Source organism: Seohaeicola sp. (assembly GCF_048006315.1).
Classification (GTDB): domain Bacteria; phylum Pseudomonadota; class Alphaproteobacteria; order Rhodobacterales; family Rhodobacteraceae; genus Seohaeicola.
Window position 1 is genome coordinate 1,317,579 of record NZ_CP180350.1, and the last position, 21,499, is coordinate 1,339,077.

18 protein-coding genes are annotated in these 21,499 nt (G+C 64.6%); 12 read left to right on the forward strand and 6 right to left on the reverse strand.

Annotated elements, in window-relative coordinates; all coding sequences use genetic code 11:
* Positions 1 to 1,665 carry an NAD+ synthase gene (locus ACMUJL_RS06700; protein ID WP_375569477.1) on the reverse strand — a complete coding sequence of 555 codons (1,665 nt, stop codon included), beginning with the start codon at positions 1,663 to 1,665 and terminating at the stop codon, positions 1 to 3.
* Positions 1,666 to 1,831: 166 nt separating this feature from the next.
* On the opposite strand from ACMUJL_RS06700, the gene ACMUJL_RS06705 reads away from it, so the two are divergent.
* Positions 1,832 to 3,301, forward strand: a complete 1,470-nt coding sequence (locus tag ACMUJL_RS06705; RefSeq protein ID WP_375569475.1) for an MORN repeat-containing protein — start codon at positions 1,832 to 1,834, stop codon at positions 3,299 to 3,301.
* Positions 3,302 to 3,369: 68 nt separating this feature from the next.
* Here the strand turns inward: ACMUJL_RS06705 and ACMUJL_RS06710 are convergent, their stop codons facing one another.
* Together ACMUJL_RS06710 and ACMUJL_RS06715 are read right to left on the reverse strand one after the other, a co-directional pair.
* Positions 3,370 to 4,896 (reverse strand): cryptochrome/photolyase family protein, encoded by a 1,527-nt coding sequence (locus ACMUJL_RS06710; protein WP_375569473.1) that lies wholly within the window; start codon positions 4,894 to 4,896, stop codon positions 3,370 to 3,372.
* Positions 4,893 to 5,558 carry an SDR family NAD(P)-dependent oxidoreductase gene (locus ACMUJL_RS06715; RefSeq protein ID WP_375569471.1) on the reverse strand — a complete coding sequence of 222 codons (666 nt, stop codon included), beginning with the start codon at positions 5,556 to 5,558 and terminating at the stop codon, positions 4,893 to 4,895. The genes ACMUJL_RS06710 and ACMUJL_RS06715 overlap by 4 nt, the downstream gene beginning before the upstream one ends.
* Positions 5,559 to 5,821: 263 nt before the next feature.
* Here ACMUJL_RS06715 and ACMUJL_RS06720 point away from each other — a divergent pair, with 263 nt between their 5' ends.
* A complete protein-coding gene (locus tag ACMUJL_RS06720; RefSeq protein WP_375569469.1) occupies positions 5,822 to 7,396 on the forward strand; it encodes a 2-isopropylmalate synthase in 1,575 nt (524 codons plus the stop codon).
* Positions 7,397 to 7,548: 152 nt separating this feature from the next.
* On the opposite strand, the gene ACMUJL_RS06725 is transcribed toward ACMUJL_RS06720, so the two are convergent.
* Positions 7,549 to 8,334: a 23S rRNA (adenine(2030)-N(6))-methyltransferase RlmJ gene (locus tag ACMUJL_RS06725; RefSeq protein WP_375573990.1), complete on the reverse strand. Its 786-nt coding sequence runs from the start codon at positions 8,332 to 8,334 to the stop codon at positions 7,549 to 7,551.
* Positions 8,335 to 8,490: 156 nt separating this feature from the next.
* On the opposite strand from ACMUJL_RS06725, the gene ACMUJL_RS06730 reads away from it, so the two are divergent.
* The 6 genes from ACMUJL_RS06730 to ACMUJL_RS06755 are packed head-to-tail and all read left to right on the forward strand — an operon-like array spanning position 8,491 to position 15,048.
* The gene (locus ACMUJL_RS06730) at positions 8,491 to 9,537 is read left to right on the forward strand and encodes a rod shape-determining protein (protein ID WP_068287553.1); all 1,047 of its coding nucleotides are present in this window, start codon (positions 8,491 to 8,493) and stop codon (positions 9,535 to 9,537) included.
* A gap of 31 nt (positions 9,538 to 9,568) precedes the next feature.
* Complete coding sequence (gene mreC, locus ACMUJL_RS06735) at positions 9,569 to 10,501, forward strand: rod shape-determining protein MreC (RefSeq protein ID WP_068287551.1); 933 nt, start codon at positions 9,569 to 9,571, stop codon at positions 10,499 to 10,501.
* Complete coding sequence (locus ACMUJL_RS06740; protein ID WP_068287548.1) at positions 10,494 to 11,033, forward strand: rod shape-determining protein MreD; 540 nt, start codon at positions 10,494 to 10,496, stop codon at positions 11,031 to 11,033. Before mreC ends, ACMUJL_RS06740 begins: the two co-directional genes overlap by 8 nt.
* The gene (gene mrdA, locus ACMUJL_RS06745; protein ID WP_375569466.1) at positions 11,030 to 12,973 is read left to right on the forward strand and encodes a penicillin-binding protein 2; all 1,944 of its coding nucleotides are present in this window, start codon (positions 11,030 to 11,032) and stop codon (positions 12,971 to 12,973) included. The genes ACMUJL_RS06740 and mrdA overlap by 4 nt, the downstream gene beginning before the upstream one ends.
* Positions 12,970 to 14,109, forward strand: coding sequence for a rod shape-determining protein RodA (gene rodA, locus ACMUJL_RS06750; RefSeq protein ID WP_068287543.1), 1,140 nt, complete (start codon positions 12,970 to 12,972; stop codon positions 14,107 to 14,109). Before mrdA ends, rodA begins: the two co-directional genes overlap by 4 nt.
* 6 nt (positions 14,110 to 14,115) lie before the next feature.
* Complete coding sequence (locus ACMUJL_RS06755) at positions 14,116 to 15,048, forward strand: 2-hydroxyacid dehydrogenase (RefSeq protein WP_375569464.1); 933 nt, start codon at positions 14,116 to 14,118, stop codon at positions 15,046 to 15,048.
* 13 nt (positions 15,049 to 15,061) lie between these two features.
* On the opposite strand, the gene ACMUJL_RS06760 is transcribed toward ACMUJL_RS06755, so the two are convergent.
* On the reverse strand, positions 15,062 to 15,856 hold the full coding sequence (locus tag ACMUJL_RS06760; RefSeq protein ID WP_375569462.1) for an SseB family protein: 795 nt from the start codon (positions 15,854 to 15,856) through the stop codon (positions 15,062 to 15,064).
* Positions 15,834 to 16,448 carry a uracil-DNA glycosylase family protein gene (locus ACMUJL_RS06765; protein WP_375569460.1) on the reverse strand — a complete coding sequence of 205 codons (615 nt, stop codon included), beginning with the start codon at positions 16,446 to 16,448 and terminating at the stop codon, positions 15,834 to 15,836. Before ACMUJL_RS06765 ends, ACMUJL_RS06760 begins: the two co-directional genes overlap by 23 nt.
* 231 nt (positions 16,449 to 16,679) lie before the next feature.
* Between ACMUJL_RS06765 and ACMUJL_RS06770 the strand changes: the two genes are divergently transcribed.
* From ACMUJL_RS06770 to ACMUJL_RS06785, 4 genes are read left to right on the forward strand one after another with little or no spacing between them, the layout of a single operon-like run.
* The gene (locus tag ACMUJL_RS06770) at positions 16,680 to 17,339 is read left to right on the forward strand and encodes an ABC transporter ATP-binding protein (RefSeq protein ID WP_068287534.1); all 660 of its coding nucleotides are present in this window, start codon (positions 16,680 to 16,682) and stop codon (positions 17,337 to 17,339) included.
* Positions 17,317 to 19,104 (forward strand): capsule biosynthesis protein, encoded by a 1,788-nt coding sequence (locus ACMUJL_RS06775; RefSeq protein ID WP_375569458.1) that lies wholly within the window; start codon positions 17,317 to 17,319, stop codon positions 19,102 to 19,104. The genes ACMUJL_RS06770 and ACMUJL_RS06775 overlap by 23 nt, the downstream gene beginning before the upstream one ends.
* A 1-nt stretch (position 19,105) precedes the next feature.
* Complete coding sequence (kdsA, locus tag ACMUJL_RS06780) at positions 19,106 to 19,939, forward strand: 3-deoxy-8-phosphooctulonate synthase (protein WP_068287532.1); 834 nt, start codon at positions 19,106 to 19,108, stop codon at positions 19,937 to 19,939.
* Between the two features lie 29 nt (positions 19,940 to 19,968).
* Positions 19,969 to 21,465 (forward strand): phosphomannomutase/phosphoglucomutase, encoded by a 1,497-nt coding sequence (locus ACMUJL_RS06785; protein WP_375569456.1) that lies wholly within the window; start codon positions 19,969 to 19,971, stop codon positions 21,463 to 21,465.
* Positions 21,466 to 21,499 lie beyond the last annotated feature (34 nt).

Below are 21,499 nucleotides of genomic sequence, written 5' to 3' on the forward strand. Positions count from 1 at the left end.
TCACGCGCCGCTGTCGTCGCGCCAGCGGTTCACGATCGGATAACGGCGGTCCAGCCAGAAGGCGCGCGGGCTGAGGCGTGTGCCGGGGGCTGACTGGAAGCGCTTGTATTCGCTGATGTAGAGCAGATGCTCGATCCGCTTGACGGTGGCGCGGTCATGGCCTGCGGCCACGCAATCCTCGACCGAGGCTTCGGCATCCACCAGCATCATCAGGATCGCATCCAGCACCTCGTAGGGGGGCAGGCTGTCCTCGTCCTTCTGGTCAGGCCGCAATTCGGCGCTGGGGGGTTTTTCGATGATCCGGGTCGGGATCACTTCACCCGCCGGGCCCATCATCCAGTCGCGGTGGTTGGCGTTGCGCCAGCGGCATGCAGCAAAGACGCGGGTCTTGTACATGTCCTTGATCGGGTTGTAGCCGCCTGCCATGTCGCCATAGATCGTGGCATAGCCGACCGCCACCTCGGACTTGTTGCCCGTGGTCAGCAGCATGTTGCCGAACTTGTTGCTCATCGCCATCAGCAGCAGACCACGCAGGCGCGACTGTATGTTTTCCTCGGTCAGGTCGGGGGCGCGGTCTTGGAAAAGCGGTGCCAGCGTTTCGGTCACGGCGGCCCGCGCGGCGCTGATCGGCACCGTGTCATAGGCGCAGCCCAGCGCCTCGGCCACGGCGCGGGCATCGTCGAGCGAGGCTTGCGAGGTATATTCCGAGGGCAGCATCACGCAGCGAAGGTTGTCCGCCCCGATCGCGTCGGCCGCGATCGTCGCCACGATGGCGCTGTCGATCCCGCCCGACAACCCCAGGATCGCGGATCTAAACCCGGTCTTGCCCATGTAGTCGCGCAGGCTTTCGACCATGGCGCGGTAATCCTGTTCCATCGCATCGGGGATATGGGCGCGCGCGCCCTCGGACGCGATCCAGCCATCGGGGCCCTGGGTGAAATCCACATGGGCCACCGCCTCGTCGAAAAGCGGCAGTTGCAGGGCCAGCGCCCCGCCGGGGTTCAGCACGAAGGATCCGCCGTCAAAGACCTGGTCGTCCTGCCCGCCCACCATGTTCAGGTAGACCAGCGGCAATTCGGTCTCGATCACGCGGGCGACCATCATGTTCTGGCGCACTTCCATCTTGCCCCGGAAATAGGGGCTTCCGTTGGGCACAAGCAGCAACTCGGCCCCGGTTTCGGCCAGGGTTTCGGCCACATCGGAATGCCAGGCATCCTCGCAGATCGGGCTGCCGATCCTGACGGAGCCGATACTGTAGGGACCCTGGGGCGGGCCGGCGTCGAAAATGCGCTTTTCGTCGAACACCGTCTCGTTCGGCAGATGCTGCTTGAGCACGCGCGCCGTGACCTTGCCGCCCTGCAGGATGAACCAGGCATTGTAAAGCCTGCCCTTCTCGACCCATGGCCCGCCAATCCCGATGGCGGGGCCATCGGCGCAATCACGGGCCAGCGCCTCGATCGCGGCAATGGCGGCGTGATGGAAGGCGGGCTTCATCACCAGGTCCTGGGTGTTGTATCCGGTGATGAACATCTCGGGCAGCGCCAGCATGTCGGCGCCTGCGTCACGGGCCTGGTCCCAGGCGGCGCGCGCACGGGCGGCATTGCCCTCCAGATCGCCCAGGACGGGGTTGAGCTGTGCAAGTGTCAGGCGAAAACGCGCGGCCATGATCTGCCCTCTGATCGGTCATTCCCCCGATGACTTAGCAGATCACGTGGCAAGGGAAAGCCGATATGCGGCAAAAGGCGTTGTCTGGCGGCGCGCCCTCCTTTAGGTTCCGGGGCTGAGCAAGGCCTGTCCGCGCCGGGCGGGCCACAGCGATCAAGGACATGGCATGAAGCAGACGCGCACGATCTTCGGGATGTGCCTTGTGGCGGGGCTGACACTGGGCGCCAGCCTGTCGGCACAACAGGCCAGCGATGTGCAGACCAAGCAATATGACGATGGCGGGGTCTATGAGGGCACGTTCCTGAACGGGCTGCAGCATGGCACGGGCACCTACCGGCTGCCCAACGGATACGAGTATACCGGCGACTGGGTCGAGGGCGAGATCCGTGGAAATGGCGTGGCGCGCTTTCCCAACGGGTCGGTCTACGAGGGGCAGTTCCAGCGCGGCAAGCCAGAGGGCGTTGGCCGCATCGTCTTTACCGATGGCGGCACCTATGAGGGCGAGTGGCTGGACGGCAAGATCACCGGGCAGGGCATCGCCGCCTACGCCAACGGCATGCGCTATGAGGGCGGTTTCCTTGAAGCCCTGCACCACGGGCGCGGCGTGATGCAAAGCCCCGGCGGTTATGTCTATGACGGCACATGGGATCGCGGCGTCAAGGATGGGAACGCGCGCATCACCTATCCCGATGGCGCTGTCTATGAAGGCGCCGTGGTGCGCGGCGCACGTGAAGGGACGGGCATTCTGACCATGCCCGACGGGCTGATCTACGAGGGCACCTGGAAAGATGGCCAGATCAATGGCGAAGGCAAGCTGACCCAGCCCAATGGCGACATCTACGAAGGCACGCTGGTCGAGGGCCGCCGCGAGGGGCAAGGCCGCGTCACCTATGCCAATGGCGACACCTATGCGGGCGGGTTCGTCGATGATCTGCGCCATGGCGAAGGCGTCTTTACCGGCACGGACGGCTATGTCTACCAGGGGTCCTGGGTGGCGGGGCGGATCGACGGGCAAGGCCGCGTCACCTATCCCGACGGCTCGGTCTACGAGGGCCAGTTCCGCGCGGACCTGCCGGATGGCACCGGCATGATCACCTATCCCGACGGCTCGACCTACGAGGGCGCGTGGCAGGCCGGCGTGATCCAGGGCCAGGGCCGGGCGGTCTATGCCAACGGGCTGATCTACGAGGGCGGGTTTCGCGAGGCGAAGAACCACGGCACCGGTGTGATGACCTATCCCGACGGCTACCGCTATGAGGGGGAATGGCTGGACGGGCAGCGCCATGGGCAGGGTGTCGCCACCTACCCCGATGGCACCGTCTATACCGGGCAGTTCGTGAACGGGCAGCGCGAAGGCCAGGGCGAGATCGTGATGGCCGACGGGTTTTCCTACACCGGTCAATGGCGCGCCGGCGAGATCGACGGGCGCGGCACCGCGACCTATGCCAATGGCGATGTCTATGAGGGGATGTTCAGCGCGGGACGCCGCCAGGGCGAGGGGACGATGCGCTATGCCTCGGGCCAGGAGGTGACAGGCAATTGGCAGAACGGCGCACCACCCGCCGAAGAAGGTGCAACGCCCGCCCCCGCGCCAGAAGCGGCACCCGCCGACACACCGGTCGTTCCTGCCGACTGACCGCGCGCCGGGTTCTGCCGGCGCGGATGGATATTTGGAGCAAAAAGAAACAGGGCGGCCCGACCTTGTCAGATCCGCTTGCCGTCATTCATGCGCGAGAGGAAGGCGTCCGCTTCGGACAGGACAGTGGCGCGGCGATCCTCGGCCATGCGATCCCATGTGGCATACATCTGCCCCATCCGCGGATTGGACGAAAACCGTGCGCGGTGACGAATCAGGAAATGCCAGTAGAGCAGGTTGAACGGGCAGGCCCGCGGGCCTGTCTTGTCCTTGACCCGATAGGCGCAGGATCCGCAATAATCCGACATCTTGTCGATGTAATTGCCCGAGGACACATAGGGTTTCGACGCGATGATGCCGCCATCGGCAAAAAGGCTCATGCCCACGACATTCGGTGCCTCGACCCATTCATAGGCATCGGCATAGACGGCCAGGTACCAGTCCTGCACCTGCGCGGGGTCGATCCCCGCCAGCAGCGCGAAATTGCCCGTGACCATCAGGCGCTGGATATGGTGGGCATAGGCGTTTTCCGCCGTCTGGGACACCGCGCGTTCCATGCAGCGCATGTCGGTGGCCGCGCCCCAGAACAGGTCGGGCAGGTCGTTCGTGTGGCCCAGCACGTTGCGGGATGTGTAGTCGGGACCCTCGCGATACCAGATGCCGCGCACGTATTCGCGCCAGCCGATGATCTGACGGATGAAGCCCTCAGTTGCGTTCAGGGGAGCGTGTCCTGACTTCCACGCGGCCTCGACCTTTTGGCAGACCTCAAGTGGATCGAGAAGGCCTGCGTTCAGGTAAAGCCCGATCAGCGCGTGATACATGAAGGGCTGATCGGCCAGCATCGCATCCTGATAATCGCCGAAACCCGACAGGCCGCCCACGATCCAGTGATCGAGATGCTGGAGCGCCTGATCGCGGTCTGTGCCGAACCAGAAGGGGCGGAGCTGTCCGAAATGGTTGGAAAAGCGCGCCTCGACCAGATCCAGCACCTCGGCGGTGATGTCATCAGGTTCGAACCGCAGCGGCCCCGGATAGGTGACGGCATCGGGCGCGGGCTTGCGGTTGTCGTGGTCATAGTTCCACTGCCCGCCCGCAGGTTGATCGCCGTCCATCAGAAGGCCGGTCTTGCGGCGCATGTCGCGGTAGAAATACTCCATCCGGAGCTGTTTGCGATCCTTGGCCCAGGCCTCGAACTCGGCAGGGGTGGAGATGAAGCGGTCATCGCGCAGCATATGCAGCTTGAGCGGCATTTCTTCGAGCGCGGCGCGCAGGCGCCAGTCGCCGGGTTCGGTGGCGATGACGCCGCTGGCCTTGCGTTCGGCGGCGCGGCGGATCAACTCTCCGGTGATGGTGCCGGTGTTGTCCGGATCATCCAGAGGCGTGTAATCCACCTGCCAGCCCAGCCGGCGCAGACGCGCGGCGTGTTTGCGCATGGCTGCGAACAGAAACGCGATCTTCTTGGGGTGGTGGGGCACATGGCCCGCCTCTTCCGCCACCTCGGCCATGACCACGGTGTCGCGGTCAGGATCGGCGGCCTTCAGCGCCGCCACGCCTTCGGACAGCTGATCGCCCAGAACCAGAACCAGCCGCGTCACCAGGAGACCCTCTTGCCTTGCCAGTCGAAGAAACCGCCCGTCTCGGCGAGGGTCAGGCCCTCGATCACGCCAAGCAGGTTGGCTGCGGCCTGATCGGGCTCCACCCGGTCATGCGTGGCGGCATAATCTGCGGTGAAGCGCGTGGCGACGGTTCCGGGATGCAGTGCCACGCAAAGCGCGTGACGGTGGCTGCGCGAGAGTTCGATGGCGCCGGTATGGATCATCTGGTTCAGGGCGGCCTTGGCGGTGCGGTAGCTGTACCAGCCGCCCAGCGCGTTGTCGCCGATGGAGCCGACACGGGCCGACAGAGCCGCGAACACGGCGCGGCGGTCACGCGGCATGAGGCGCAGGCTGTGTTTCAGCACCAAGGATGGCCCGATGCAGTTGAGGGCGAATTGATCCGCCATCGCACGCGCGGTGACGCGGCGGATCGTCTTTTCGGGTTCGGCCCCGTTGATCACCAGCGCCCCTGTGGCGACAAGGATGAGGTCGAACCCCGGTTCCAACGCGCCGAGTGCGGCGGCGACGCTGTCTTCATCCGTGACATCCAGCCCGTCATCGCGCCGTGACAGCGCCGTGACAGTCACCCCCTGCGCCGTCAGCCGCGCCGCGATTGCCGCGCCGATGCCGCCCGAAGCCCCTATGATCAATGCTTTTTCCATGTGGCCAGACCTAGCAGCACCGCGCGGCGCTTCAATGCACGGGCCCTCAAATTCGGGCTTTTCATTTGCGGTGGCGCGCGTATAACCTGACGCCATGACGATGTTGGCACATAATGCGACCCTTGCACGCGCTTCGCGCGCCGCTTTCGCTGCTGCCCTTCTGCTGTCGCTAAGCCGCCTCTGAGCGTGCCGGCCCGGCGCGACCGCTCAGAGGATGTGCATCCCGCGCCAAGCCCATCAGCAGACATGAAAAGAGACCCGACATGACCGACAAATCCGCACAAGACCGCGTCTTGATCTTCGATACGACCTTGCGCGACGGCGAGCAAAGCCCCGGCGCCACCATGACCCATTCCGAGAAGCTGGAAATCGCCGAACTTCTGGATGACATGGGCGTCGACATCATCGAGGCAGGCTTTCCCATCGCGTCCGAAGGCGACTTCCGCGCCGTCAAGGAAATTGCCGAACGCTCGAAAGAGGCGGTGATCTGCGGCCTGGCGCGGGCCAACCTGGCCGATATCGACCGCTGCTGGGAGGCGGTGAAACACAGCGCGCGCCCGCGCATCCATACGTTCATCGGCACCTCGCCGCTGCACCGTGCCATTCCGAACCTGACGCAGGATGAAATGGCCGAGCGCATTCACCAGACCGTCAGCCATGCGCGCAACCTCTGCGACAACGTGCAGTGGTCGCCGATGGATGCCACGCGCACCGAACATGACTACCTTTGCCGGGTGATCGAGATCGCGATCAAGGCGGGTGCGACGACGATCAACATTCCCGATACCGTGGGCTATACCGCGCCGCGTGAAAGCGCCGACCTGATCCGCATGATCAGGGAAAAGGTGCCGGGCGCCGACACGGTGATCTTTGCCACGCATTGCCATAACGATCTGGGCATGGCGACGGCGAATGCCTTGGCCGCCGTCGAGGCGGGGGCACGGCAGATCGAGTGCACGATCAACGGTCTGGGCGAGCGCGCGGGCAATACCGCGCTGGAAGAGGTGGTGATGGCGCTGAAGGTGCGCAATGACATCATGCCTTACCGCACCCGCGTGGATACGACCAAGATCATGAACATCTCGCGCCGGGTCGCCTCGGTGTCGGGTTTCGCGGTGCAGTTCAACAAGGCGATCGTGGGCAAGAACGCCTTTGCGCACGAGTCCGGCATCCATCAGGACGGGATGCTGAAGAACGCCGAGACCTTCGAGATCATGCGCCCCGAGGATATCGGGTTGAGTGCATCGAACCTTGTGATGGGCAAGCATTCGGGCCGCGCCGCGCTGCGTGACAAGCTGCGCCAGTTGGGTCACGAGGTCGGCGACAACCAGCTCAAGGATATCTTCGTGCGGTTCAAGGAATTGGCCGACCGCAAGAAGGAAGTCTATGACGAGGATATCGTGGCGCTGGTGTCGGCCACGGCGGATGCGGGCAATGACCGGCTGCAGATCGTGTCGCTCAAGGTGATCTGCGGCACGGGCGGACCGGCCGAGGCCACGCTGGAGATGGAGATCGACGGCAAGGACGCCATCGCCACCGAACACGGCGACGGCCCGGTCGATGCGACCTTCAAGGCGGTGCGTGCACTGCACCCCAACAAGGCGCGGCTGCAGCTTTATCAGGTGAACGCGGTGACCGAGGGCACGGATGCACAGGCCACGGTCAGCGTCAGGCTGGAAGAGGATGGCATCATCGCCACCGGCCAGTCCGCCGATACCGACACTGTCGTCGCTTCGGCGCGGGCCTATGTGAACGCGCTCAACCGTCTGCTGGTGCGCCGCGAAAAGACCGGCCCCGGCGCCGACCGGCGCGAGATCAACTACAAGGATGTGAGCTGATCAAAACGATCTGACACGCAGTGCTGGACCCGCCGCCACCAAGCGGCGGGTCTTTTTCACCCAGGGCTTCTTCTTGCCGAAAATATCCTCGGGGGAGTCCCGCAGGGACGGGGGCAGACAGCCCCCTGCCCGGCCTCGGCACCTGCCCGGCCTCAGCGCCTGGCGAACATCGCGCTCAGGCGTTGCGCTTCCGCCTCGGTCCCCCATGGTGCGTTCAGGATGAACATGCCCGATCCCACCATCCGGTGACCGGGCCGCACGGGCGGGAAACGCACCTCGTGACGCAGCGCGCCCGGCAGGCCCTGTGCCTCCAGTGCCGCAAGCATCGGGCCATGGGCGCCGCCGGTCAGGATCGGATACCACAGGCAGATGATACCCACATTCCATTTGCGATGCAGCTTGGCGATCTGGTCCGGTATCCTGTCGTAGTCGGCCTTGACCTCGTAGCTGGGGTCGATCAGCAAAAGCCCGCGCCGCGGCTCGGGCGGGCAAAGGGCCTGGGCCATGGCAAACCCGTCCTGCCGGTGGATGCGCGCGCCATAGGGCGACATGGCGAATTCAAGGGCTGCATGTTCCTGCGGATGCAATTCGGCCAGGTGCATCCGGTCCGATGGGCGCAGGATCTGCGCCGCCAGCAGCGGTGATCCGGCATAGGCATTCGCACCATGGGTGGCCCGCACCTGCGCCAGGGCCGCAAGGTAGGGGTGATCGGCCGGCATTCCACCCGCGCGCAGAACCGTGCCGATCCCCGCCGCCGCCTCTCCGGTCTTCAGCGCCTCGGGCGCGTCCAGCAGATAGAGCGCGCGCCCCGCATGGGTTTCAAGATAGCTCAGGGGTTTGTCCTTGGCCGTCAGGTAGGTCAGCATGCGGCAGAGCAGCGCATGTTTGTGAACATCCGCCGGATTACCCGCGTGGTAGATATGTTGGTAGGACAGCATCCGCGCTGCATAGCCCATCGGCCGGGGTGGCGAAAGTGCGCTGATGAAGAATCAAGCGGGGTCTTTCGCTGGGGCCACCCTGGCCCTATAAGGACAAGTGGCCCGCCGTGGCAGAGTCGCGGCCAGCTTGCACAATTTCAACAATGGACTGACGCAATGTCAATTTTCGATAAGATGCCCAGTATTTTTGCCTCGGACATGGCGATCGACCTCGGCACGGCCAATACCCTGGTCTACGTCAAGGGCAAGGGCATCGTGCTGAGCGAACCGTCCGTTGTGGCCTATCACGTGAAGGACGGTGTAAAGAAGGTTCTGGCCGTGGGCGAAGACGCCAAGCTGATGCTGGGCCGCACCCCCGGCAGCATCGAGGCGATCCGCCCGATGCGCGATGGTGTGATCGCCGATTTCGACACGGCCGAAGAGATGATCAAGCATTTCATCCGCAAGGTCCTGAAGCGGTCGACCTTTTCAAAACCCAAGATCATCGTCTGCGTGCCCCATGGTGCGACCCCGGTCGAGAAACGCGCGATCCGCCAGTCGGTGCTGTCGGCGGGTGCGCGCCGCGCGGGCCTGATCGCCGAACCGATTGCCGCCGCGATCGGTGCGGGCATGCCGATCACCGATCCCACGGGGAACATGGTTGTCGATATCGGCGGCGGCACGACCGAGGTTGCGGTGCTGTCGCTGGGCGACATCGTCTATGCCCGTTCCGTCCGGGTCGGTGGCGACCGCATGGACGAGGCGATCATCAACTACCTGCGGCGCCAGCACAACCTGCTGGTCGGCGAGGCGACGGCGGAACGCATCAAGACCTCGATCGGCACCGCGCGGATGCCCGATGACGGGCGCGGCACCTCGATGATGATCCGTGGCCGCGACCTTCTGAACGGCGTGCCGAAGGAAACCGAGATCAGCCAGGCGCAGGTGGCCGAGGCCCTCAGCGAACCGGTGCAGCAGATCTGCGAGGCGGTGATGACCGCGCTTGAGGCCACCCCGCCGGATCTGGCCGCCGATATCGTGGATCGTGGCGTCATGCTGACGGGTGGTGGTGCGCTGCTGGGCGATCTGGACCTGGCGCTGCGCGAGCAGACGGGGCTTGCCGTGTCCATCGCGGACGAGTCGCTGAACTGCGTGGCCCTGGGGACCGGCAAGGCACTGGAATACGAGAAGCAGCTGCGTCACGCGATCGATTACGACAGCTGATCCTTTCACCCTCTGACACCAGGGGTCCAACGTGGCAAAGGACAAATCGCAGGCCGATGACTATCTTGCCCCCCTCAAGCGCTTGCTTGTGGGGGTATTGGTCCTGTGCCTGATCGGTCTGTTCCTGCTGTGGCGGATCGACAGTCCGCGCGTCGAACGCTTTCGCGCGGCGGTGGTGGACAGGGTCGTGCCCAGCTTCGACTGGGCCATGGCGCCGGTCACGGCCTCGGTGAACCTTGTGCGGGATTTCCAGAGCTATCAGCGGATCGTCCAGCAGAACCAGGATCTGCGAAACGAATTGCAGAAGATGAAGGCCTGGAAAGAAGCCGCACTTCAGCTGGAACAGGAAAACGCCCGCCTTCTGGACCTCAACAAGGTGCGGCTGGACCCGCGCCTGACCTTTGTCACCGGTGTGGTTCTGGCCGACAGCGGCTCGCCCTTCCGGCAGTCCGTGCTGCTGAACGTGGGCGCGCGCGACGGGATCGTCGATGGCTGGGCCACGATGGACGGCATCGGCCTTGTGGGGCGCATCTGGGGCGTGGGGCGCGACACGGCGCGGGTGATCCTGCTGACCGATCCGGCCAGCCGTATCCCCGCCACGATCCAGCCTTCGGGACAGACCGCGATCGTGCAGGGCGACAATACGGCCGCTCCGCCGATCTCGTTCCTCGAGGATCCTGACCTCGTGCGCCCCGGCGACAGGGTCGTGTCTTCGGGTGACGGCGGCGTGTTTCCGGCCGGCCTGCTGATCGGTCAGGTCGCCGCCGATCCCGGCGGGCGGCTGCGCGTGATCCTTGCCGCCGACTATGAGCGGCTTGAATTCCTGCGCGTGCTGCGCAACCCCGGCACCGAAGTGATCCGCGATCCCGGTGCGCTGGTGGCCCCGCAGGACCAGCGCCTGGCCCCGTCCCCCCTGCCCGAAGACGGGGCGATCCTGTCCGAAACGGAGGGCAGCAATGGCTGAGGGCAGCACGACCCGCGTCTGGGGCATGCGCATGATGTACCTTGCTCTTGCGCTGGTGCTGATCTTCGCGCAGCTCATGCCGCTGGATTTCAGCCCGCAGGCCTGGGCGGGTCCCGATCTTCTGGTGGCCTTCACCTTTGCCTGGGCGCTGCGCCGCCCCGAGTTCGTCCCGGCCCTGTCGATCGGCCTTGTGGTGCTTCTGGCCGATCTTCTGTTCCTGCGCCCGCCGGGATTGTGGGCAGCCCTGATGGTGCTTGGCACCCAGGCCCTGCGGAACCGGGCGCGCAATCTGCGCGATCAACCCTTCGTGATGGAATGGCTGGCCGTAGCGGGCGTGTTTCTTGCAATATCCGTGGCAAACCGGCTGGTTCTGGCCATCCTGATGGTGCCGCAAGCGCCTTTGGGGCTGACGATCATCCATGTGCTGATGACCTTGATCTGCTATCCGGTCGTGGTCATGCTGTCACAATGGGTCTTCGGGGTGCGCAAGGCGGCACCGGGGGACCTGGACAGGCTGGGGCAACGGATATGAGACGCAACCCGAAGGACAGCGCCGATTCCTCGCGCCGGATCACCCGGCGCGGCCTGATCCTGGGTGGGGCACAGTTGGCCTTCATGGGAATCCTCGGCCTCAGGATGCGTTACATGCAGGTCGAACAGGCCGATCAGTTCCGCGTTCTGGCCGAAGAGAACCGGATCAGCATCCGCCTGATCGCGCCGGCCCGCGGGCAGATTTTCGACCGCAACGGCGCGATGATCGCCGAAAACCAGCCCAGCTACCGGATCGTCATGGTGCGCGAGGATGCCGGCGACATCGATCTTGTCATGCGGCGTCTGGCGGCGCTGATCGACCTGTCAGAGGAAGACCAGGCGCGCGCCCTCAAGGAAATGCGCGACAGCCGCGGCGACACGCAGGTCACGGTGGCCGACCGTGTCAGCTGGGAAGATATCTCGAAGGTCGCGATCAACGCCCCTGCCCTGCCCGGCGTCACGCCCGAGGTCGGGTTGTCGCGCGCCTATCCGATGGGGCCGGATTTCGCGCATGTGGTGGGCTATGTCGGTCCGATCAGCGATTACGACCTGGAGCGGATCGAGAACCCCGACCATCTGCTGCGTATCCCGCGCTTCCAGATCGGCAAGGTCGGGCTTGAATCGCGCATGGAAGACGTGCTGCGCGGCAAGGCCGGCACCAAACGGGTCGAGGTGAATGCCGCAGGCCGCGTGATGCGCGAACTGGACCGCCAGGAGGGCAAGGCCGGCGCGAATATCCAGCTGACCGTGGACAATGCCTTGCAGTCCTATGTCCAGGCCCGGCTTGCGGGGGAAAGTGCCGCCGCCGTCGTGATGGATTGCCAGACGGGCGACCTTCTGTCCATCGCCTCGGCCCCCAGTTTCGAACCCAACCTTTTCGTGCGCGGCATTTCGGTGGCGGATTACGCGACCCTGACCGAGAACACCTATCGCCCGCTGGCCAACAAGACGGTGCAGGGACTTTACCCGCCGGGGTCCACCTACAAGATGGTGACGGTGCTTGCGGCACTGGATGCCGGCGTGGTCACACCCGAGGAAACCGTGTGGTGTCCGGGTCACATGGAAGTATCCGGGCGGCGCTTTCACTGCTGGAAACGCGCAGGTCACGGCCACATGAACCTTGAAACCGCGCTGCGCGAAAGCTGCGACGTCTATTACTACGATCTGGCGCTGAAAGTGGGTATCGACGCAATGTCGGCCATGGCCGAAAAGCTGGGCATCGGCGTGCGCTTCGATCTGCCGATGTCGGCGGTGGCGCGGGGCCGCGCCCCGACCCGCGACTGGAAACGCGAGAACGTGGGCCAGGACTGGGTGGTGGGCGATACGGTCAACGCCTCGATCGGACAGGGCTTCGTGCTGACCTCGCCGCTGCACCTGGCGGTGATGACGGCGCGGCTGGCCGTGGGCCGCAAGGTAGAGCCGCGCCTGATCCGCAGCATCGACGGGATCGAGCAGCCCATCGTCCCGGCGGAACCGCTGGGCTTCAACGAGAACCACATGCGCGCGATCCGTCGCGCGATGTTCGAGGCCACGAACAACCGACGCGGCACGGCCTATGGCAGCCGGATCATCACGGACGGCTATCGCATGGCGGGCAAGACCGGCACCAGCCAGGTCCGTAACATCACCGCCGCCGAACGGGCGCGGGGCGTGATCCGCAACGAGGACCTGCCCTGGGAACGGCGCGATCACGCGCTGTTCGTGAACTATGCGCCCTACGATGATCCGCGCATCGCCGTGGCGGTGGTCGTGGAACATGGCGGCGGCGGCTCGGCGGTTGCGGCGCCCGTGGCGCGCGACATCACGCTGCAGGCGCTCTACAGGGGCGACCCGCCGCTTGACGCCTATCCCGAGGGGGACCGTTCCCGCATCCAGGCCTTGCAGGAAAGGCTGCGCCGCGAGCGCGCGCCGGCCACACGGCCCGGACAGGATCGCGCATGAGTTATCTTGAGTATACCGTCAAGACGGTACCCTCGGGCATCCGCAAGGTGCTCTATCTCAACTGGCCGTTGCTGCTGCTGCTGATCGCCGTGGCCAGTGTCGGTTTCCTGATGCTCTATTCCGTGGCGGGCGGATCGTTCAGCCCCTGGGTCGAGCCGCAGATGAAGCGTTTCGCGCTGGGTCTTGTGGCCATGTTCATCGTGGCGCTTGTGCCGATCTGGTTCTGGCGCAACATGGCGGCCGTTGCCTATCTGGTGTCCCTGGCGCTTTTGCTGATGGTCGAATTCTTCGGCGTCACCGGCATGGGTGCGCAACGCTGGATCGACCTGGGGTTCATGCGGCTGCAACCATCGGAACTGGCCAAGGTCACGCTGGTGATGTTCCTGGCCGCCTATTACGACTGGTTGCCGATGAAGAAGGTCTCGCATCCGTTCTGGGTTGCGGTGCCGCTGTTCCTGATCATGCTGCCGACTTTTCTGGTGCTGACACAGCCCGATCTGGGCACGGCCCTGCTGCTGGTGTTCGGCGGTGGCGGGCTGATGTTCGTGGCCGGGGTGCATTGGGGGTATTTTGCGGCTGTCATCGCCTCGGGTGTGGGGCTTGTGGTGGCGGTGTTCCAATCACGCGGCACATCTTGGCAATTGCTCAAGGATTATCAGTATCGCCGGATCGACACCTTCCTGGACCCGGCGCAGGACCCGTTGAACGCGGGCTATCACATCACGCAGGCCAAGATCGCGCTGGGTTCGGGCGGCTGGACGGGCCGCGGCTTCATGCAGGGTACGCAAAGCCGTCTGAACTTCCTGCCCGAGAAACACACCGATTTCATCTTCACCACACTGGCCGAGGAATTCGGCTTCATCGGCGGGATCTCGTTGCTGGGGCTTTATGCGCTGATCATCGTTTTCTGCGTCGCCAGCGCCCTGTCGAACAAGGACCGTTTCGCCTCGTTGCTGACATTGGGCGTCGCGCTGACCTTCTTTCTCTATTTCGCCGTGAACATGTCGATGGTCATGGGCCTTGCGCCCGTCGTCGGCGTGCCCTTGCCGCTGGTCAGCTACGGCGGATCGGCGATGCTGGTGCTGATGGCCGCCTTCGGGCTGGTCCAAAGCGCCCATATCCACAAACCAAGGTAAGACCGCATGACCGTGAACATCCTTTTCGCCGCCAAGCCTGCCAGCTGGGCCGCCTATGAAACGCCGCTGAAGACCGCACTGCATGAGGCAGGTGTGTCCGCCGACCTGCGGCGCGACTTTGCGCCCGCCGAGGTGGATTACATCGTCTATGCGCCCGACAGCACGGTGCAGGATTTCACGCCCTATACCCGCTGCAAGGCCGTCCTGAACCTTTGGGCCGGGGTCGAGAACGTGGTCGGCAACACCACATTGACCCAGCCGCTGGCGCGGATGGTCGATCATGGGCTGACGCAGGGCATGCTGGAATGGGTCACGGGCCATGTGCTGCGTCATCATCTGGGGATGGATGCGCATATCCACGGGCTGCAGGGCCGCTGGGACAAGCATGTTCCCCCATTGGCCGAAGATCGTCCGGTGACGATCCTAGGCATGGGTGCGCTGGGATCGGCCTGCGCAAGGGCGCTGGCGGGTCTGGGCTTTGACGTGACCGGCTGGAGCCGGAGTGCGCATGACGTGGAAGGCGTGCGCTGCCTACATGGCGATGCCGGTTTGGCGCAGGCACTGTCCACCGCCGAAATCGCGGTGCTGCTGCTGCCGCTGACGGCGGCGACCCAGAACCTGTTGAACGCGGACCGTCTGGCGCAGATGCCGCACGGCGCGGTGATCCTGAACCCCGGACGCGGCGCGCTGATCGACGACGATGCGCTGCTGGCGGCGCTGGACAGCGGCCAGATCGGCCATGCCACGCTGGACGTGTTCCGCGTGGAACCCCTGCCCGGCGATCACCCGTTCTGGGCGCATCCCTCGGTGACGGTCACGCCCCATCTCGCCTCCGAGACGCGCCCCGCCTCGGCTTCGCGCGTGATCGCGGAAAACGTGCGGCGCGGCGAAGCGGGCGAGCCTTTCGTCCATCTGGTGGATCGCAAGCTGGGCTATTGATCCGGCCCTGACCTTAGCGCAGCTTGGGCGGGCGTGCCGGATCCGATCCCGGTGCCATGCGCAGGACCTCCTGCACCGCTTCGACCGGCTGAGGCAGATCGAAGCGCAGGCCATGCTGGGCCAGACGTGACGCCATCGGTTCGGCCGCGCGGAAGAACGCCACATCCAGCGCGCCCGCCTCGATCCCCGAGAATGTCAGCGCCTCGGCCACGGCTTTGGCCAGGGCTCCTTGCGCACCGGGTGCGGCATCGACAAAGGCCAGCATGTGCCCCTTGCCACCCCCCTCATAGGTCACGCCCAAAAGATAGGCCGCCTCGGCCAGGCCGGCGGCGCTGGCCAGCTTGGCATCCAGCGCCGTCAGCAACAGTTCGGGCAAGCCGCGCGGCGGGGCCAAGCCTTCGATCCGCGCCTCGGCCTCGGCGGGTGCGTTGCCCAGGGTGCCCGCCAGCCATGTGACCGCCTGCGGCGGGATCAGGATCGAGGATGGCGCCACATCAAGGTTCACACCCATGCCGATGCCCTGCTCGGCCAGAAGCCCCGCGATGACACGTCCCGACAGCGCCGCATAGGGCGCGGGCTTGCCCACGAATTGCGCGAGCCGGTCATCACGGTCGAAGACCAGCACGAAACTTGCATCCCCCAGATCGAAAACCTCGGGGGTGATGTTGTCGCCCTGTGCTTCCTCGGTCAGCAGCAGAAACAGCTCGCAATCGGCCAGGCGTTCATAAAAACGCAGGCGCGCGGCATCATCATCGGGCGCGGCCTCCATCGCGGCATGGGCGGCATCAAGCGGGGTCAGGTCGGTCATCCATCACTCTCCGGACAGCGGCGCGCAGCGCGGGCAGAACCTCGGCCGCGAACCACGGATTTTTGCGAAGCCAAGCGGTATTGCGCCAGGACGGGTGAGGCAAGGGGAAAACCCCGGGGGCACGGGCGCGCCAATCCGCCACCGTTTGCGTCACCGGCGCGCGGCTGCCCAGGTGCCAGCGATGCGCATGCCCCCCCACCAGGATGCGCAACCCGATCCGCCCCAGCCGGTCCATGACCTGCCCGTGCCATGTCCGCGCGCAGACGGGCGGTGGCGGCAGGTCCGCCCCCTTGGCGTCATAGCCCGGAAAGCAGAAGGCCATCGGCACGATCGCGACCCTGTCCCTGTCGTAGAATTCATCCCGCGACAGTCCCAACCAGTCGCGCAAACGGTCGCCCGAAGGGTCATCGAAGGGCCGCCCCGACAGATGCACCCGCATCCCCGGCGCCTGCCCGGCGATCAGCAGTCGCGCGCCCGGACGAAACCACACGACCGGACGCGGTGCATGGGCAGTCGCCGTTGCGGCAAAACGCGCATGGCACAGGGTGCAGGCCGCGATGTCGCGGGCAAGATCGCAAGGCAGATCGGTCATAGGACGCAGTCTAGCATTCGGCTCGGACAGGTCCATACCGGCAAACCTGACAGGCAACTTCGGCTTGGTGAATTTTCACGAGTTAAGGTATAGTCGCGCACGAAAGCCATAATGTGGCCTCGAAAGTGTGTGATTTTCAGCCAATGGCTCGACAGATGCCCGGAGCCGTTGATAAGTGGGAGTTAACATAACCCCGTTAAGAGGGTGGGCAGGAGCAGACCGGAGCGTTTGATGCTCGAATTCGAGAATGTCAGCAAGTCCTTCTGGACGGGCACACAACGCAAGGTGATCCTTGATCGTGTCAGTTTCCGCGTGGAACTGGGCAATTCGCTGGGCATTCTGGCACCCAACGGCACCGGCAAGACCACTCTGATCAACATGATGGCGGGGCTGGAAAAGCCCGATGAAGGGGTGATCCGCCGCGAGGCGCGCATCAGTTTTCCGCTGGGCTTCATGGGCGGTGTCGTGTCGCGGGTGTCGGCGGTGGAAAACAGCCGCTACATCGCGCGCCTTTACGGCCTGGACCCCGATTATGTCGAAGCCTTCTGCCGCTGGCTCTGCAATCTGGGCGAATATTTCGAACAACCGCTGGGCACCTATTCCTCGGGGATGCGGGCGCGGTTCTCGTTCGCGCTGATGCTGGCGCTGGATTTCGACATCTACCTGATCGACGAGGGGATGCCGTCCTCGACCGATGCCGAGTTCAACCGCAAGGCCGGCGATGTCCTGCGTGAAAGGCTGCGCACCACGACGGTGATCATCGTCTCGCACCAGCCGCAAGTTCTTGAAAAATTTGCCCGATCTGCCGCAGTGCTGATGGATGGCAAGCTGCACATGTTTGACACCTTGGAAGAAGCGAAAGAGCTGTATGATTACGAAACCCAAGGCTAGGAAATTCCGCATTCGTCGCAGCCTTGTCGCGCCCGAGGCCGACACCAGCCAGGCCCAGGGGCTGGCCCGTGCCGCCAATGCGCGCCCGCTGATCCCGCAGCCTGCCGGATTGTCCGCCTTGCAATCGGACGCATCCGGCCGGACCGAGGATCTGGCCGATCATATCGAACGCCGCCGCGCCGCGGCCCGCGCCGAATTGCAGGGGCAGGCGCCGATCCCGGATGATTCCGGTCCCGATTTCTCTGAACTGATCACGACCTCGCCGCATGCCGAAGCCGGTCCCGAGATCGACGCCATTCGCCGCGAGGGTCTGACGGGGCGGCAATTGCGCATGGCGCGCAGGGTGGCACAGAAACACGGTCTTGCGCCCACCTCTGATTTCGACGCGGTGCGCCTGCTGCGTGCCGAAGGGATCGACCCGTTCCAGCGCAGCACCATGCTTGACCTGGTCATGCCCCGCGAAGACGAGGACGAGGATGACACAGCGGCCCCGGCGCATCAGCGCGACACCGCGCCGGTCGCCCCTGCCGGGGGCACCCCGATCGGGCGGGTCCAGCTGCCGCAGACCATGCCCTCGGGCAACCCCTATCTGCCCTCGACCGAGACCAGCCCGGCCGAGCGTCGGGCCCGCGACATCATGGACATCCAGCGTGACATCGCCCGTCGGCGGCGGCGCAAGCTGGTCCTGCTGCTGACACGGCTGAGCGCCTTCGTCTTTCTGCCGACCTTCCTGGCCGGATGGTATTATTTCGTCCATGCCACGCCGATGTACGCCACCAAGTCGGAATTCCTGATCCTTCAGGCGGATGCGCAGGGTGGTTCGGGGTTGGGCGGACTGCTCAGCGGTACGCAATTCGCCACGAACCAGGACAGTATCGCGGTGCAATCCTACATGCAGTCGCGCGATGCGATGCTGCGCCTGAACGAGGACATGGGTTTCAAGGCCCATTTCAAGCAGGAGTGGATCGACCCGATACAGCGCCTCGAGGCGGATGCCACGGATGAGGCCGCCTACAAGGTCTACAAGAAGAACGTGAAGATCGGATACGACCCTACCGAGGGCGTGATCCGCATGGAAGTGATCGCCGCGGATCCGCAGATCAGCGCGGAATTCTCGTCGCACCTGATCCAGTATGCCGAGGATCGGGTGGACGAGCTGTCACGCCGCAAGCGCGAGGACCAGATGCGCGATGCAAGGGCCAGCCTTGAAATCGCCAAGACTGACCGACGCGAGGCGCAGGAACGGCTGGTTGCCCTGCAGGAAGGGTCGATCCTGGATCCGCAGGGCGAGATTGCCAGCATCCGGGCGCTGATCAACGCGGTCGAACTGCAGCTTCAGGAAAAGGAACTGGCGCTGAATTCGCAGCTGACCAACGCACGGCCCAACGCGGCCCGCGTCGATGCCCTGCGGTCAGAGGTGCAGTTGCTGCGCAACGATCTGGACAGGCAGAACCGCCGCCTGAATGACGCCACCGAAGGTCAAAGTTCGCTGGCCGCCATGACTGCGCAGATCCAGATGGCGCAGGCCGATCTGGCAACGGCAGACCTGTTCCTGCAATCCGCGTTGCAAAACGAAAAGCAGACCGAGCTTGAGGCGAACCGCCAGGTACGATACCTGACGACCAGCGTGCGGCCCGTGGCCCCGGACGAGCCGACCTATCCGCGCGCGTTCGAGAACACGATCCTTGCCTTCCTTATCTTCTCGGGAATTTACCTGATGATCTCACTTACCGCCTCGATCCTGCGCGAACAGGTGTCCAGCTGACATGAAGACAGTTTCAATCGGCTCTCTGAGCGTCGGCAATGACGCGCCCCTGACTGTCATCGCGGGACCCTGCCAGCTGGAAAGCGCGGATCACGCGCTGATGATCGCGACGCGGATGCAGGCGATCTGCGCTGCGGCGGGCGCGCAATACATCTTCAAGGCCAGCTTCGACAAGGCAAACCGCACCTCTGTCGCGGGACAGCGTGGGCTGGGCCTTGAAGACGGCTTGCGTGTCCTGCAGCAGGTCAAGGATACCTTGGGCCTGCCCGTGCTGACGGATGTGCATACCGAGGCGCAATGCGCCCCCGTGGCCGAAGTCTGCGATGTCCTGCAGATCCCGGCGTTCCTGTGCCGCCAGACCGATCTTCTGCTGGCGGCGGGCCAGACCGGCGCGGTGATCAACGTCAAGAAGGGTCAGTTCCTTGCCCCCTGGGACATGCCCAACGTGGTCGCCAAGATCGAAAGCACCGGCAATAGCCGCATCCTCTTGACCGAACGCGGCACATCCTTCGGCTACAACACGCTTGTGACCGACATGCGCGCCCTGCCCCAGATGGCCGCGACCGGCTATCCGGTGGTGATGGACGCCACCCATTCGGTGCAGCAACCCGGCGGCAAGGGCGGATCCAGCGGCGGCCAGCGGGAATTTGCCCCGGTGATGGCACGCGCCGCCGTATCGCTTGGCATTGCCGCGGTTTTCATCGAAACCCATGAGGATCCGGACAATGCCCCGTCCGACGGCCCGAACATGATTCCGCTTGACCGTATGGAGGCTTTGATCGGCAGCCTGATGGCCTTTGACCGTCTGGCCAAGGCCGATCCGATCCGCCTTTGAACTTTTTTCAGACAAGAAAGATTGCCCCCGTGACCAAACCTGCGCCCACAGTGACACCGAACACCTGGGAATTCCTGCGTGATCCGATGATCACGCCGACCGGCTTTCGCGAATATGACGCGCGCTGGAAATACCCTGACCAGATCAACCTGCCCGGCATCACGGCGCTGGGTCTGGGTCTGGGCACCCAGATGCGCCGGCGCGGCATCGCCCCAGTGATCGCGGTGGGCAATGACTATCGAGACTATTCGCTGTCGATCAAGAACGCGCTGATCCTTGGCCTGATGCAGGCGGGAATCACGGTCAAGGATATTGGCCCTGCGCTGTCACCCATGGCCTATTTCGCACAGTTCCACCTTGATGTGCCAGCCGTGGCGATGGTGACGGCCAGCCACAATCCCAATGGCTGGACCGGGGTCAAGATGGGCTTTGACCGCCCCCTGACCCATGGCCCGGACGAGATGGCGGAATTGCGCGACATCGTGCTGAACGGTGAAGGACAGCCCGCCCCCGGCGGCGCCTATGAATTCGTCGAAGGTGTGCGCGAGGCCTATCTGGACGATCTGGTGGGTGACTTCCGCATGACGCGCAAGCTGCGGGTGGTCTGCGCCACGGGCAATGGCACGGCATCGGCCTTTGCGCCGGAGCTGTTCCGTCGCCTGGGGGTCGAGGTGATCCCCAGCCACAACACGCTGGACTACACCTTTCCGCATTACAACCCGAACCCCGAAGCGCTGGAAATGCTGCATGACATGTCCGACAGCGTCAAAGCCTCGGGCGCGGATTTCGCGCTGGGGTTTGACGGAGACGGCGACCGCTGCGGCGTGGTCGATGACGAGGGTGAAGAGATTTTCGCCGACAAGATGGGTGTCATCATGGCGCGCGACCTGTCGAAACTCTATCCCGGCAGCACCTTTGTCGCGGATGTGAAATCCACGGGGCTGTTCGCCAGCGATCCCGAACTGCAGAAGAACGGCGTCAAGGCGGATTACTGGAAGACCGGACACAGCCACATGAAGCGGCGCGTCAAGGAGCTGGGCGCGCTGGCCGGGTTCGAGAAGTCGGGCCATTACTTGCTGGCCGGTCCCATCGGGCGCGGCTATGACTGCGGGATGCGCGTGGCCGTCGAGGTCTGCAAGCTGATGGACCGCAACCCCGACATGTCCATGTCCGACCTGCGCCGCGCCCTGCCGCAGACTTGGGCAACGCCGACGATGTCACCCTATTGCAGCGATACCGAGAAGTACCAGGTGCTGGAGCGGTTGGTGGACAAGCTGGTGGCCAAGCATGCGGCGGGCGAGACGCTGGCCGGGCGCAAGATCGCGCAGGTGGTCACAGTCAATGGTGCGCGGGTCATCCTGGACAATGGCGGCTGGGGTCTGGTGCGGGCCTCGTCGAACACGCCGAACCTGGTTGTCGTCTGCGAAAGCCCCGAAAGCGAAGCCGAGATGCGGGCCATCTTTGCCGAGATCGACGCGGTGATCCGGACCGAACCCAGCGTGGGCGATTACGACCAGACGATCTGATCATTTGGTGACGGAATGACAAAGGCCCCGGAAA

Bases quoted from the DNA above. Each gene is read 5' to 3' on its own strand.
- ACMUJL_RS06700 (WP_375569477.1), bottom strand. From the start codon at position 1,665: ATGGCCGCGCGTTTTCGCCTGACACTTGCACAGCTCAACCCCGTCCTG.
- ACMUJL_RS06740 (WP_068287548.1), top strand. From the start codon at position 10,494: ATGGCTGAGGGCAGCACGACCCGCGTCTGGGGCATGCGCATGATGTAC.
- ACMUJL_RS06760 (WP_375569462.1), bottom strand. From the start codon at position 15,856: ATGACCGACCTGACCCCGCTTGATGCCGCCCATGCCGCGATGGAGGCC.
- ACMUJL_RS06720 (WP_375569469.1), top strand. From the start codon at position 5,822: ATGACCGACAAATCCGCACAAGACCGCGTCTTGATCTTCGATACGACC.
- rodA (WP_068287543.1), top strand. From the start codon at position 12,970: ATGAGTTATCTTGAGTATACCGTCAAGACGGTACCCTCGGGCATCCGC.
- ACMUJL_RS06705 (WP_375569475.1), top strand. From the start codon at position 1,832: ATGAAGCAGACGCGCACGATCTTCGGGATGTGCCTTGTGGCGGGGCTG.
- ACMUJL_RS06730 (WP_068287553.1), top strand. From the start codon at position 8,491: ATGTCAATTTTCGATAAGATGCCCAGTATTTTTGCCTCGGACATGGCG.
- ACMUJL_RS06725 (WP_375573990.1), bottom strand. From the start codon at position 8,334: ATGCTGTCCTACCAACATATCTACCACGCGGGTAATCCGGCGGATGTT.
- ACMUJL_RS06775 (WP_375569458.1), top strand. From the start codon at position 17,317: ATGATTACGAAACCCAAGGCTAGGAAATTCCGCATTCGTCGCAGCCTT.
- ACMUJL_RS06755 (WP_375569464.1), top strand. From the start codon at position 14,116: ATGACCGTGAACATCCTTTTCGCCGCCAAGCCTGCCAGCTGGGCCGCC.
- ACMUJL_RS06770 (WP_068287534.1), top strand. From the start codon at position 16,680: ATGCTCGAATTCGAGAATGTCAGCAAGTCCTTCTGGACGGGCACACAA.
- kdsA (WP_068287532.1), top strand. From the start codon at position 19,106: ATGAAGACAGTTTCAATCGGCTCTCTGAGCGTCGGCAATGACGCGCCC.
- ACMUJL_RS06765 (WP_375569460.1), bottom strand. From the start codon at position 16,448: ATGACCGATCTGCCTTGCGATCTTGCCCGCGACATCGCGGCCTGCACC.
- ACMUJL_RS06715 (WP_375569471.1), bottom strand. From the start codon at position 5,558: ATGGAAAAAGCATTGATCATAGGGGCTTCGGGCGGCATCGGCGCGGCA.
- mrdA (WP_375569466.1), top strand. From the start codon at position 11,030: ATGAGACGCAACCCGAAGGACAGCGCCGATTCCTCGCGCCGGATCACC.